Source organism: Isoptericola sp. NPDC058082 (assembly GCF_042885055.1).
Taxonomy (GTDB): Bacteria; Actinomycetota; Actinomycetes; order Actinomycetales; family Cellulomonadaceae; genus Isoptericola.
In genome coordinates this window covers 43,743-56,120 of sequence record NZ_JBHVSQ010000018.1, presented here as the reverse complement: position 1 = coordinate 56,120, position 12,378 = coordinate 43,743, and the positions used below count along the sequence as shown (strand labels likewise).

The window sequence follows — 12,378 nt, the reverse complement described above, 5'->3', positions numbered from 1 at the left end:
ATCCGTTCGGACGATCCCCCGCGCCCCGGACGCCCGATGCGGCGGCGCGACGCGGCCGACGAGCCTGGGCCGATGACCTCACCCCCGACCTCGCCCACGGCGCCGACGACGACACCGACGACGAGGCCGACCACGACACCGACGGCGTCAGGCCCGGCGCTCCTGGGTCGCGGCGCGGCTGGTGGCGAGGTGCTCGCGCGCCAGCCGGGCCGCGGTCTCGCCGTCGCCGTCCCGGACGGCGTCGAGGAGCTCGCGGTGCTCGTCGGCGATCGCCTGCAGGTCGAGGTGCTGCCCGAGCAGCCAGCGCACCCGGCTGGCGATCACGAGGTGCAGCTCGACGAGCACCGGGTTCCCGGCGGCCACGACGACGCGCTCGTGGAAGTCGGCCCCGGCGCGCCGGGCCGTGGGGCCGTCGCCCGCGCGGGCGGCGGCGTCCTCCCGCTGCCACGCCTCGGTCAGGCCGGCGAGCTGCTCCACCGACCGGCGCGTCGCCGCGAGCCGGAAGTGCAGCGGGTCCGTGGCCTCCCGCACCTCGTGCAGGTGGTCCACGTCGGCGTCGCTGAACTCGCGGACCACCGCCCACGTGCGCGGCCGCGGCGTGACCAGCCCCTCCGCGACGAGCGTGCGCAGCGCGTCCCGCACGGGGATGCGGCTCACGCCCAGCTCGGCGGCCAGGTCGCGCTCGACCAGCCGGCTGCCGGGCTCCCGGGACCCCTCCACGATCTGCTCGCGGACGACGCGCGCCACCCGCACGGACTCGGGCTCGAAGGGGGCCGAGAGCTCGGAGGACATGCGCACATCCTGCCAGCCAGCCGGAGGAGAATATGGCATACCATCTGATCGTGACCCCCGCCCGCCGCACGCGCCGCCCGGCCCGTGCCGCAGGGGCCCTCGCGGTCGCCACCACCCTGCTCGCCCTCGGCGCCTGCGCGGCTCCGCAGCCGCCCGCGGGCACGACGACGCCGGGCCCGCCACAGACCCCGCCACAGGGCCCGACACAGAGCCCGACACAGAGCCCGGGCACGTCGGCCGCGCCAACGCCGTCGGCCGAGGCCGCCCCAACCCAGCTGCTGCTGGCCACGCAGGCCGAGCGCGACACGCTCGCGGTGGTCGACCCGGCCGTCCGCCGGAGCAGCGCCGTCGTCGACGAGATCACCGTCGGCACCGCGCCGTGGGGCGTCGCCGTGGACGAGGGCTCCCGCCGCGCCTTCGTCTCCACCGCCGAGGGGGTCGCGGTCGTGGACCTCGACACCCGCGAGCGCACGGACCTGTTCGCGTACGAGCACGCGACCACGCGCCTCGCCTACGGCGAATACCGTCGCGGCGGCCTCGGGCTGGCGGTGTCCCCCGACGGCGAGCGCGTGCACGTCGCGGTGAGCACGGGGGACGCGGCGTTCCTCGAGACGCTCGACGCCGACACGGGCGAGGTCGTCTCCTCCGTGCCGGTGGGCCTGCGCCCGTTCGACGTCCTCGTGCGCGACGACGGCGACGAGGTGTACACGGTCGACCACGACGGGTTCACCGTCACGGTCGTCGACCCGGAGCGCGAGCGCGCCCGCGCGATCGAGGTGGCGCCGTTCGGCCGCGAGGGCGGCCTCGCGTCGTTCGAGAAGCCGCACTACGCCGTCCTCGACGACGACGGCGACCTGCTGCTGCCCTACCAGGGCCGGGCCCTGGCGCGCGTCGACCCCGGCACCGGCGACGTCACGACCACCGACCTGACCGCCGACTCCCACCAGCACGGCGTGGCCCGCGCCGACGACGGCACCCTCGTGATCGCCGGCAACGGCCCGTTCGGCAACGCCGGGTCGGGCCCGAGCATCGAGGTGGTCGGGCCGGACGGCGCCGACGTCGTGCTCCCGACCGACCGCCGGCACGAGACGGTCACCGTGTGGCGCGGACCCGACGGGGAGGCGTACGGCGTGCTCGCCGGCGGCTACACCCAGCAGGAGGCCTGGGACGGCGCGACCGTCGTCCCGCTCGCGGCGGCGCTCGACGGCGCCGACGAGAGCTACGAGATCACCATCCCCGGACGACCGCAGGCGGTCGTCCCCTTCGAGGAGGACCGCCCATGACCAGCAGCCCCGACGTCACCGTGATCCGCAACGTGCGCCCCTGGGGCGGCGACGCCGCCGACCTGCACGTGGCGGACGGCGCGATCACCGCCGTCGTGCCGCACGACGCGACCGCGGCGCCCGCCGAGGGCGCGATGGACGGGGAGGTCGACGGTCGCGGCCTGCTGGCCCTGCCCGGGCTGGTCAACGCGCACGCGCACGTCGACAAGTCGTGGTGGGGCAAGCCGTGGGTGAGCTACGGCGGCGAGCCGGGCGTCCGGGCGCGCATCGCGCACGAGCGCGCGCACCGCGACGAGCTCGGCATCCCCGGCGTGGACGTCACGCTGGCGGTGCTGCGCGAGTCGGTCCGCACGGGCACGACGGCGGTGCGCACGCACGTGGACGTCGACCTCGGCGTCGGCCTGCGCGGCATCGAGGTGGTGCGCGAGGCGGTCGCGGCGCTCGGCGGCGCCGTGCACGCGGAGATCGTCGCGTTCCCGCAGGACGGCGTGCTGCGGCGCCCCGGGGTCCTGGAGCTGCTGGACCGGGCGGCGGCCGCGGGCGCCGAGCACGTCGGCGGCCTCGACCCCGCGTCGATCGACCGCGACCCGGTGGGGCAGCTCGACGGGCTGTTCGCGATCGCCGAGGAGCGCGGCGTCGGCGTCGACGTGCATCTGCACGACGGGGGCGAGCTCGGCGCGTTCCAGATCGAGCTGATGATCGACCGCACCCTGCGGGCCGGGCTGCAGGGCAGGGTCAACGTGGCGCACGGCTTCGCCGTCGGACAGCTCGCCGGGTCGCGCCAGGCCGACCTGGTCGCGGCCATGGCCGAGGCCGGGATCACCATGACCACGGTGGCGCCGATCGGCGCCGCTCCCCTGCCGCTGCTGGCGCTGCGCGAGGCCGGTGTCCCCGTCGGCCTGGGCACCGACGGCATCCGCGACCTGTGGTCCCCGTACGGCACAGGCGACCTGCTCGCGCTGACCACGCAGCTCGCCCGGCTGTCGGGCCTGCGGTACGACGAGGAGCTCGTCACCGCCGCCCGCGTCGCGTCCGCGGACGCCGCCCGGTTCGTGGGCCGCGAGGTCCACGACCTCGTGGCGGGCGCGCCGGCCGACGTGGTGCTCGTCGACGCCGAGAACGTGCCCGACGCCGTGGTGCGCGCGCCGGCCCGGGCGCTCGTCGTCGCGGGCGGTCGGGTGGTCGCCCGCGACGGCGAGGTGCTCGTCTGACCGGCTCGCGTCAGGCGGCCGCGGCCTGGCCGGTGAGGTCGTCGGCGGTCGCCACGACGACGCCGTACGCGTCGGCGACCGTCGCGAGCGCGGCCCGGTGGAGCTGTTCCGCGGGCACCGGCGCGACGGCGCTGGCGAGCGACCGGGTGGCGCACGCCTCCGCGACCACGGTGGGCCGGTTGCCCCGCAGGGCCGCTCCCTGGGACGTGAACGCGACGCACATGTGCGTCATGAAGCCCACCACCACGACGTCGACATGGCCGGCCGCGTCCACCAGGTCGCCGAGCCCGGTGCCGCGGAACGAGTCCGGGGCGGTCTTCGTCACCACGGCCTCGCCGGGCGCGGGCGCGACCCGCGGGTGGATCTGGCCCAGGTCGGTGGCGAGGTCGTACGGCGAGCCGGCGCCGCCGTCGTGCTGCACGTGGATCACCGTGGCACCCGCCGCGCGGGCGCGGGCCAGCAGGTCCGCGGCGGCGTCGAGGGCCGGCGCCCAGCCGTCCAGCTCCATGACGCCGCGCGTGTAGGTGTTCTGGTAGTCGACCAGGATCACGGTCGCCTCGGCGAGGTCCGCAGGGGTCGGGTCGGCGCCGCTGAGCTCGCGCAGGGTGGTGCTGGTCATGGTGTCCTTCCGCAGGAGGTCGAGGGATCGGGCGCCGAGGTGGCGGCACGCTCCCCACGCTACGAACCGGCGTACGGTGTCCGCAATGTCATGCAACCCGCAGATTCGGACATCCCCATGATCGAACGGCTCGTCGTGGTCACCCTCTTCGACGGTGTCGACCTGCTCGACGTCACCGGACCGGCCGAGGTCTTCGCGCTGCTGGCGCGCGAGCTCGACGGCCCGACCGGCTACGAGGTGGTGCTCGCCGCGGAGACCACCGACCCCGTGACCACGTCGGCGGGCGTCCGCGTGCTGCCCGACGCCACGTTCGACGACCTGGCCGGCCGGCGGGTCGACACCCTGGTCGTGCCGGGCGCGGTCCGGGTCGACGCCGAGCGGCACGTCCGCGCCGTCGTGGACCCCGCGCTCGTGCCGCGCGTGCAGGCGCTGGCCGACGGCGCCCGCCGGGTGGCGTCGGTCTGCGTGGGGGCGCACGTCCTCGCCGAGGCGGGCCTGCTGGAGGGCCGCCGGGTCACGACGCACTGGTCCACGGCGCGGCAGCTCGCCGCCGAGCACCCGGGCGTCCGGGTCGACGCCGACCCGATCTTCGTGCGCGACGGCGACGTGTGGACCGGCGCCGGGCTCACGGCGTGCCTCGACCTGACGCTGGCGCTGGTCGCCGACGACCACGGCCAGGAGCTCGCGCTGCGCGTGGCCCGGCAGCTCGTGATGTTCCTCAAGCGGCCGGGCGGGCAGAGCCAGTTCTCGGTCGCCACGGACCCCCGCGCGACCACCCGGCGCGTGGACGACCTGCGTCATCACGTCCTGCGGGACGTCGCCGCCCCGCTGACCGTCGCGGAGCTCGCCGAGCGGGCGCACGTCAGCGAGCGGCAGCTCACCCGGCTGTTCAAGACCGAGCTGGGCACCACGCCGGCGGCCTACGTCGAGTCGGTCCGCGTCGAGGCGGCGCGGCAGCGGCTCGAGACCACCGACGACACCCTGGAGCGCGTGGCGACCGCCTGCGGCTTCGGCACGACCGACACGCTGACCCGCGCGTTCCGGCGCCGGCTCGACACCACGCCCGCGCAGTACCGGGCCCGGTTCCGCCTCGCGGGCTGACGCCCCCCGGCGGCCGCCGACAGCCGCGTCAGCGCCATCGCTCGAGCAGCCGGGCGACCGTCTCCCCCGCGCGGTCCAGCACTCGGTCCGTGCCCGACGAGGCCGCGGTGAGGAGGGCGGCGTCGACCAGGTGCGCCACGAGGTCGACGTCGCGCGGGTCCTCGCACGCCCCCTCGAACCCCGAGGCCTGCAGCACCGTACGGGCGGCGCCGAGCAAGCGGGGTCGCGAGCGCCGCATGATCGGTTGCAGCGCCGGGTCGCGCATCGCGGTCATCATCGGGTCGAGCCGGCGGGCCACGACGGTGTCGTCGACGTGGGGCGCGTACAGGACCTCGATCAGGAGCCGCGCCGCCGTCGCCGCGGACCGCCGCCGGTGCGGCAGCGCCTCGGCCGCGGCCTGGGCCGCGGCGCCGCGGACGTCCTCGGCGGCCTCCACCGCGGCCGCGACGAGCGCCGCGCTGGTCGGGAAGTAGTACGACGCCGAGCCCTGCGGCAGGCGGGCGGCCTCGGCGACGCGGCGGTGCGTGACGGCGTCGAACCCCTCGTCGATGAGCAGCGTCGCCGCGGCCTCGACCATCCGGCGCTGCTTGTCGGCGCCACGCCCCTGGACCATGCGGCGCCGCCGCGGCCGGTCGTCCTCCGTCACGCCGCCCATCGTAGGCGCGGCACGGTGACGGCGCCGGAATAACCTATACGCGCGTATGGTTTAGCCGATCGACAGACCGCCGCCGGGCGGCCCGGACCGAGGAGATGAACGAGCAGTGAACCTGATGGCCGCGGATGGCCTCGTGATCGACTGGGCGCAGATGCCCACCTACAACACCGTGATGTCCGTCGCCGTGGGCGCCGGCCTGATCCTGCTCGTGTGGCTCGGCCGTGACCTGCTGCGCGCGCCCGGGAAGGTCGTGGCCGAGGGCTGGTCGCTCGCGTTCGGCGTGCTGGGCCTGATCCTCACGGCCACCGGGCTGCACATGACGCTCACCTGGCCGCTGGCGGCCGGCGGCTTCCCCTTCGACAACATCATCTTCGGCGAGACCAGCCTCGCGTTCGGCGTGCTGCTGCTCGCCGCGGCCTTCTACCTGTGGACGCGCGGCAAGGAGGCGCTGGCCCGCGAGGACGCCACCGACCACCTGCGCGCCGTCGCCCGCCCGGTCTCCGTGTTCGTACTCGGCATGGGCCTCGGCCTGGTCGCCATCGCGATCGCCGGCGTCACCTACCAGCTCTTCGCCGCCCCGCCCCAGGAGCCGATCTCGGGCGCCTTCGCCGCGTACCCGCTCGTCGAGGCGATCTTCATGTCCGGCCTCATCGCGCTCGTCGGACTCGGCGCGATCCTCTTCCCGCTCGCCCTGCGCGACGGCGCCGGTCGCGGCCTGCGCGTCGTCATCGGCTGGGCCTGGGGCCTCGCCGGGCTCGCGTTCCTGCTGTTCGGCGCGATGAACTTCTTCACCCACATCGGGCTGATCGTCAACACCATGGGCTGACGCCGTCGCAGCACGGCAGGGCCGGCACGGGCCGGGTCGCGGGAAGTCTCGCGGCCCGGCCTCTGTTGTGCCGGGCATGCGAGCCATCACCTACTCCCGCTTCGGCGGTGCCGACGTCCTCGAGCTCACCGACCAGCCCGACCCACGCCCCGGGGCGGACGTCGTCGTCGTGCGGGTGCGCGCCGCCTCCGTCAACCCCGTCGACTGGAAGGTCCGCCAGGGCTACCTGGACGGCCTGTTCGACACCCAGTTCCCCGTCGTCCCGGGCTGGGACGTGGCGGGCGTCGTCGAACAGGTGGGCCTCGACACCCCCGAGCACCAGGTGGGCGACGAGGTGTACGGGTACGTCCGCAAGGACTGGGTGCACGGCGGCACGTTCGCCGAGCTCGTCGCCGCGCCCGTGCGCACGCTGGCGCGCAAGCCCGCGTCGCTGACGTTCGAGGAGGCGGCGGCCGTGCCGCTCGCGGGGCTCTCGGCCTACCAGTCGGTCCTGCGGTCCGGCGTGCGGGAGGGCCAGACGGTGCTGGTGCACGCGGCGGCCGGCGGCGTCGGCGCCTTCGCCGTGCAGATCGCGCGCAGCCTCGGCGCACGCGTCATCGGCACCGCGAGCGAGGCCAACCACGACTTCCTGCGCGACCTGGGCGCCGAGCCCGTCACGTACGGCGACGGGCTCGCCGAGCGCGTCCGCGCCCTCGCCCCGGACGGCGTCGACGTCGCCCTCGACTACGTGGGCGGCGACGCCGTCGCGACCAGCGCCGCGGTGCTCGTCCCGGGCGGCACGATCACGTCCATCACGGACGCGACGGCGCGCACGGAGCACGGCGGGCACTACGTGTGGGTGCGCCCGTCCAGCGCCGACCTCGAGGCGCTCGGGGCGCTGATCGACGCCGGCAAGGTCGCGGTCGAGGTCGGTCAGGTCTTCGACCTCGCCGACGCCGCCGACGCCCACCGCGCCTCCGAGACCGGGCACGGTCGCGGCAAGATCGTGGTGCGCGTCTGACCGTGCGCCCGAGCGCGCGCCCGACCGTGGTGCAGGCCGGGGCCGCACGCGGCACGCTGGGCAGATGACGCCCTTCTCCCCCGCCGTGCACGCCGACCGCCGCCGCCGGGCCGCCGCCCAGGCCGCCGCCGCCGGCCTCGCCGGAGTGCTGGTGACGCCCGGCCCCGACCTGCGCTACTTCCTCGGGTACACGCCCGCCGCCGAGCTCGAGCGGCTCACGCTGCTCGTGCTGCCCGTGGACGGGGACCCGGTCGCGGTGGTGCCGAAGCTCGAGGCCCACGACCTCGAGGTCGGCGCGGTCGGCGGCATCGAGGCCGTGGCCTGGGTGGACGGCGAGGACGAGCACGCGGTCGCCGCCCGGCTGCTGCGCCCGGACGGGCGGTACGCGATCAGCGACACGGCGTGGGCGCTGCACGTGCTGGGCCTGCAGCGCACCCTGCCCGCGTCGTCGTACGCAGCGGTCACGACCGTGCTGCCCATGCTGCGGGCCGCGAAGTCGCCGGAGGAGGTGGCCCGTCTCGCCGCGGCGGGCGGCGGGGCGGACGCCGTGTTCGCCGAGATCGTCACCCGCCGGTTCGCGGGGCGCGCCGAGCGCGAGGTGTCCGACGACCTGGACGCGCTGCTGCGCTCCCACGGGCACGAGCAGGTCGACTTCACCCTGGTGTGCGCGGGCGAGAACGGCGCCGACCCGCACCACGAGGCCGGCGACCGCGTGATCCGCGAGGGCGACATGGTGGTCATGGACTTCGGCGGGCTCGCCGACGGCTACGGCTCCGACACCACCCGCACCGTGCACGTCGGCGCGCTCACCGACCGCGAGCAGGAGGTGCACGACGTGGTGCGCGCCGCGCAGCAGGCGGGTGTCGACGCCGTCCGCCCCGGAGCGACGTGCCAGGACGTCGACCGCGCGTCTCGTGCCGTCATCGCCGACGCCGGGTTCGGCGAGTTCTTCGTCCACCGCACCGGCCACGGCATCGGCCTGACGACGCACGAGCCGCCGTACATGGTGGAGGGCGAGGAGACCCCGGTCGAGGCCGGGATGTGCTTCTCCGTCGAGCCGGGGATCTACCTGCCGGGCGAGTTCGGCGTGCGCATCGAGGACATCGTCGTCGCGTTCCCGGCCGGCGTCCCCGGCGTCGCCGACGCCCCGGACGCCGCCCTGCGGCTCAACACCTCGCCGCACGAGGTCGTCGTCGTCGAGTAGCGCACGAACGACCTTCCAGCGAGAGACCACCCGGTGGAAGGCAGGTCAGCTGGGCGACGCCTTGCCGTGCCGCCAGTAGCCGACGAAGTCGACCGCCGCCTTCGGCCACTGCCGCTCGTTCACCAGGTGCCGCCGCACGCCGGCCGCGAGCGCCTGCTCGCCGGCGACGAGCGCGTACCCGCTGCCCGCGGGGAGCTCGGCGCCGCGCACGACCTCGAGCGCGGCCCGGCCGGGCACCTCCCCGAGGACCGGGTCGTCGGCCGCGGCGCGGTCGCGCTCGACCCACCGCAGGTCGACGCCGACCGGCACCCGGAAGTCCTGGCGGTCGTCGGCGGTGGGGACCTCGACGACGGCGACGCCGCGCGCGTCGTCGGGCAGCGCCTCGCAGATGCCGGCGACGGCGGGCAGGCCGCTCTCGTCGGCGACGAGCAGCCGCCAGTCGCACGCGGCCTGCCGGTGGTGGTAGGTGCCCTGGTCGAGGATTCCGACCCGGTCCCCGGGTCGCGCGGACAGCGCGAAACCCGCGCCCGGGCCGAGCGGCTCGTGCCCGCCCTCCGGCCCCGCGGGCGCCGCGCCGTCGTGGCCGTGCAGCACGAAGTCCACGTCGATCTCCCGCAGCTCGGGCCGCGCCGCGCGGATCGTGTAGTTGCGCACCAGCGGGCGGCGGGCACGCGGCGTCGCCAGGTACTGCGCGTACCAGCCGAGGTTCGACGTGCGCGTCGGGAGCTTCAGCGTGTCCTGGCCCGGGCGCGGCAGGAACAGCCGGAACCACTGGTCGTCGCCCACGAGGGTGAGGCGGTCGATGTCGTCGATGCCGAGCGTGACCCGTTGCAGGTGCGGGCCCAGGCGCTTCGTCGTCACGACCTCGGCGACGAGGACGTGCGGATCGACCGGCTTCGACAGCGTTCGCGTGCTCACGTCGGTAAGGTTAGGCGAACCTCACCCGGATGACCAGGGTCCGGTCGGGTGCCGCGACGGGCCCCGTGCCCGAGACTGAGGGCGTGCACTCCCTCCTCCGGTCGCGAGCGCTCCCCGGCCTCACTGCCCTCGTCACGCTCCTCGCCCTCGGTGCCTGCTCGCCGTCGACGCCCGCGCCGACGGAGACGCCGAGCACGGTGACGACGCCGGGACCGACCGCGACCCCCGAGCAGCCCCTGCGGGTCGAGGTGACGGCCGGCGACGTCACGCTGGAGGTGTCGGTGCCCGGCGCGGCGCTCGACGACCCTCCCGTGCACGTCACCCCCGACCCGAGGGCGGGCACGTCGACCGTGGCCCTCGAGCGGTCCGTGGTCGACGACGCCGACGACACCGACGATCCGGTGACGCTCGCGCTGGCCTCGGGCGGCGCGTTCGAGACCCGCGCCGACGGCAGCGTCGCGGTGCGCGCCGGCGGCACGACGGTCGGCGGGCTGTCCGCCCCCCGGGGCGCGCGCCTCGTCGCCGCGGACGACACGCACCTGGAGGTCCGGCCCCTCGCGGACGGCGCGTCGGGACCCGAGGACGACGACGTCACGACCACCCTCGGCACCACCGCCGTCGAGGGGACCGACTGGGGCGACCGCGAGGGCGGTCCGTCCCTCGCCGTCGTCCCGACGGACTGGGCGCGGGAGGCGGGGCAGGCGGGCACCGACCTCGTGTGGGCCGAGCTGGTGACGGCGGACCCCGACGTCGACACCGCGACGATGCACGACCAGCTCGAGTGCCACGCGATCGGCGCGCCCGACAAGGACTCGTGGAACCTGGAGCCGTGGCGGCCCGACGTCGGCCTGGTCGCGACGATGGCCGCGCGCTGCAACCCGACCTCCTGAACCCTCTTGACATATTCCGATATAGGCATAGGTTGGTCGTATGGCACGCGCGGCGACGACGACGGATGCGTTCAACGCGGTGGCCGAGCCTCGGCGCCGCGAGATCCTCGACGCCCTGGCGCAGCAGGAGCGCGGCGTCGGCGAGCTCGCCGAGCTGCTCCACGTCGCCCAGCCCGTGGTCTCCAAGCACCTCAGGGTGCTGCGCGAGGTCGGGCTGGTCGAGGTCCGCGACGACGGCCGTCGTCGCCTCTACCGCACGGACGCCCGGCCCCTGCAGGAGATCCACGCGTGGGTCGGCCGGTACGAGCGGCTGTGGGAGGAGCGGTTCGAGCTCATCGACGAGCTGCTCGACACCCTGGAGACCCCGCCGGGCGTCCACCCGGACCAGCCCCCGGAGCACCGAGGAGAACGATCATGACCAGCACCACCACCGGCACCGCCGTCCTGACGCTGCCGAACGACACCGACATCCAGGTCGTGCGCCGGTTCGCCGCCCCCGCGGCCACCGTCTGGCGCGTGTTCACCGAGCCCGAGCTGATCGCCCGCTGGTGGGCCGGCAAGCGCGGCACCGTCACGAGCGTCGAGATCGACCCGCGCCCCGGCGGCACCTACCGCTACGTCATGCATGCCGACGGCGGTTTCGAGGTCGCGTTCCACGGCGAGTTCACCGAGGTGGTGCCCCCGGAGCGCCTGGTGCACACGGAGGTCTTCGAGGGCATGCCCGACGGCGACGCCGCGGCGACCCTGAACACCTACACGTTCACCGAGGAGGACGGCGTCACCACCCTCACGCTCGTCACCCGCGCGCCCAGCCGCGAGGTCCGCGACGCGATCGTCGAGTCGGGCATGGAGGGCGGGCTGCAGGAGGGCTTCGACCTCGTCGACGAGCTCGCCGCCGGCCTCGCGGCCTGATCGGCGCCGAGATCGAGGTGAGGGCACGAGGTCGAGGTCACGGACCTCGACCTCGTGCCCCTGGCCTCGACCTCGGCCTCGAGCGTCAGACGGCGGTGTAGCCGCCGTCGACCAGCCAGTACGCGCCGGTGACGAACGACGCGTCGTCGGACAGCAGGAAGCGCACGACGGTCGCGACCTCCGTGGGGTCGCCGAGGCGGCCCAGCACGTGCTTGCCCTCGAGGGCCTCGCGCGCCTCGGCCGGCAGGCTCGACTCGACCAGCGGCGTCTTGATGTAGCCCGGGCCCACGGCGTTGATGCGCAGCCCCTGCGCGCCGTACTCGGCGGCGGCGTTCTTCGTGATGCCCACGACGCCGTGCTTCGCGGCCGTGTAGGCGCCGTTGCCGATGGCGGCGACCGTGCCGTGGATCGACGCCATGTTGACGATCGCGCTCTGGCCGGCGCCCTGCTCGAGCATCGCGGGGATCTGCGCCCGCATGCCGTAGAGCACGCCGTTGAGGTTGATGTCGATGACGCGGTCCCAGTCGTCCAGGTCGGTCTCGCCCGCCGGCGCCTGCTTGCCGCCGATGCCGGCGTTGTTGACGGCGTAGTTCAGGCCCCCGAAGGTGGCCTTCGCGAACTCGACGGCCTTGGCCGAGTCCTCCTTGACCGCCGTGTTCTGCTCGAACGCGGCCGCCTCCCCGCCGGCGGCGGTGATCTCGTCGACCACGCGCTGCGCCGCGTCGAGGCGGATGTCCGTCACCACGACCTTCGCGCCGAGGCCCGCGAGCTCCTTGCTGATCGCCTCGCCGAGGCCCGACCCGCCGCCCGTCACGAGCGCGACCCTGCCCTCGAAGCTGCCGACTGCCGTCATGTCCGTCTCCTTCGCACCACGCCCCCGCGGGCGGGCGCACGGGTCACGCGCGGTGACGGCCCGGGGGACGAACGTCCGCCCCGGAGGCCCTCGTGAGGGTCGGGGCGCTGATCC

General features: G+C 75.4%; 14 protein-coding genes. 9 read left to right on the top strand and 5 right to left on the bottom strand.

The window, feature by feature from the left end; translation table 11 throughout:
• Positions 1-147: 147 nt before the first annotated feature.
• Positions 148-792, bottom strand: a complete 645-nt coding sequence (locus ACFVS0_RS18810; protein ID WP_430550124.1) for a GntR family transcriptional regulator — start codon at positions 790-792, stop codon at positions 148-150.
• A gap of 50 nt (positions 793-842) precedes the next feature.
• Here ACFVS0_RS18810 and ACFVS0_RS18805 point away from each other — a divergent pair, with 50 nt between their 5' ends.
• Together ACFVS0_RS18805 and ACFVS0_RS18800 are read left to right on the top strand one after the other, a co-directional pair.
• The gene (locus tag ACFVS0_RS18805; RefSeq protein WP_430588817.1) at positions 843-2,075 is read left to right on the top strand and encodes a YncE family protein; all 1,233 of its coding nucleotides are present in this window, start codon (positions 843-845) and stop codon (positions 2,073-2,075) included.
• Positions 2,072-3,286 carry an amidohydrolase gene (locus ACFVS0_RS18800; protein ID WP_430588816.1) on the top strand — a complete coding sequence of 405 codons (1,215 nt, stop codon included), beginning with the start codon at positions 2,072-2,074 and terminating at the stop codon, positions 3,284-3,286. Before ACFVS0_RS18805 ends, ACFVS0_RS18800 begins: the two co-directional genes overlap by 4 nt.
• A 10-nt stretch (positions 3,287-3,296) precedes the next feature.
• Here ACFVS0_RS18800 and ACFVS0_RS18795 read toward each other — a convergent pair whose 3' ends face one another.
• Complete coding sequence (locus tag ACFVS0_RS18795; protein ID WP_430564034.1) at positions 3,297-3,905, bottom strand: isochorismatase family protein; 609 nt, start codon at positions 3,903-3,905, stop codon at positions 3,297-3,299.
• A gap of 90 nt (positions 3,906-3,995) precedes the next feature.
• On the opposite strand from ACFVS0_RS18795, the gene ACFVS0_RS18790 reads away from it, so the two are divergent.
• Positions 3,996-5,006 (top strand): GlxA family transcriptional regulator, encoded by a 1,011-nt coding sequence (locus tag ACFVS0_RS18790; RefSeq protein WP_430588815.1) that lies wholly within the window; start codon positions 3,996-3,998, stop codon positions 5,004-5,006.
• A gap of 28 nt (positions 5,007-5,034) precedes the next feature.
• On the opposite strand, the gene ACFVS0_RS18785 is transcribed toward ACFVS0_RS18790, so the two are convergent.
• On the bottom strand, positions 5,035-5,652 hold the full coding sequence (locus ACFVS0_RS18785) for a TetR/AcrR family transcriptional regulator (protein ID WP_430550129.1): 618 nt from the start codon (positions 5,650-5,652) through the stop codon (positions 5,035-5,037).
• 124 nt (positions 5,653-5,776) lie between these two features.
• On the opposite strand from ACFVS0_RS18785, the gene ACFVS0_RS18780 reads away from it, so the two are divergent.
• The 3 genes from ACFVS0_RS18780 to ACFVS0_RS18770 all read left to right on the top strand — a co-directional run bounded on the left by ACFVS0_RS18780 (position 5,777) and on the right by ACFVS0_RS18770 (position 8,691).
• Positions 5,777-6,487: a DUF981 domain-containing protein gene (locus ACFVS0_RS18780; RefSeq protein ID WP_430585578.1), complete on the top strand. Its 711-nt coding sequence runs from the start codon at positions 5,777-5,779 to the stop codon at positions 6,485-6,487.
• A gap of 76 nt (positions 6,488-6,563) precedes the next feature.
• Positions 6,564-7,487 carry an NADP-dependent oxidoreductase gene (locus tag ACFVS0_RS18775; protein ID WP_430588814.1) on the top strand — a complete coding sequence of 308 codons (924 nt, stop codon included), beginning with the start codon at positions 6,564-6,566 and terminating at the stop codon, positions 7,485-7,487.
• A gap of 64 nt (positions 7,488-7,551) precedes the next feature.
• Positions 7,552-8,691 carry a M24 family metallopeptidase gene (locus ACFVS0_RS18770; protein ID WP_430588813.1) on the top strand — a complete coding sequence of 380 codons (1,140 nt, stop codon included), beginning with the start codon at positions 7,552-7,554 and terminating at the stop codon, positions 8,689-8,691.
• A gap of 45 nt (positions 8,692-8,736) precedes the next feature.
• Here the strand turns inward: ACFVS0_RS18770 and ACFVS0_RS18765 are convergent, their stop codons facing one another.
• Positions 8,737-9,609 carry a siderophore-interacting protein gene (locus ACFVS0_RS18765; protein WP_430588812.1) on the bottom strand — a complete coding sequence of 291 codons (873 nt, stop codon included), beginning with the start codon at positions 9,607-9,609 and terminating at the stop codon, positions 8,737-8,739.
• Between the two features lie 83 nt (positions 9,610-9,692).
• On the opposite strand from ACFVS0_RS18765, the gene ACFVS0_RS18760 reads away from it, so the two are divergent.
• Genes ACFVS0_RS18760 through ACFVS0_RS18750 form a run of 3 tightly spaced genes read left to right on the top strand, consistent with a single transcriptional unit; the run spans position 9,693 to position 11,411 of the window.
• A complete protein-coding gene (locus ACFVS0_RS18760) occupies positions 9,693-10,499 on the top strand; it encodes a DUF2599 domain-containing protein (RefSeq protein ID WP_430588811.1) in 807 nt (268 codons plus the stop codon).
• A gap of 40 nt (positions 10,500-10,539) precedes the next feature.
• Positions 10,540-10,917 carry an ArsR/SmtB family transcription factor gene (locus tag ACFVS0_RS18755; protein WP_430550135.1) on the top strand — a complete coding sequence of 126 codons (378 nt, stop codon included), beginning with the start codon at positions 10,540-10,542 and terminating at the stop codon, positions 10,915-10,917.
• Entirely contained in the window at positions 10,914-11,411 is a 498-nt protein-coding gene (locus tag ACFVS0_RS18750; RefSeq protein WP_430588810.1) for an SRPBCC family protein, read from the top strand. The genes ACFVS0_RS18755 and ACFVS0_RS18750 overlap by 4 nt, the downstream gene beginning before the upstream one ends.
• Before the next feature lie 85 nt (positions 11,412-11,496).
• Here ACFVS0_RS18750 and ACFVS0_RS18745 read toward each other — a convergent pair whose 3' ends face one another.
• Positions 11,497-12,264: an SDR family NAD(P)-dependent oxidoreductase gene (locus ACFVS0_RS18745; protein ID WP_430564028.1), complete on the bottom strand. Its 768-nt coding sequence runs from the start codon at positions 12,262-12,264 to the stop codon at positions 11,497-11,499.
• Positions 12,265-12,378: the final 114 nt, after the last annotated feature.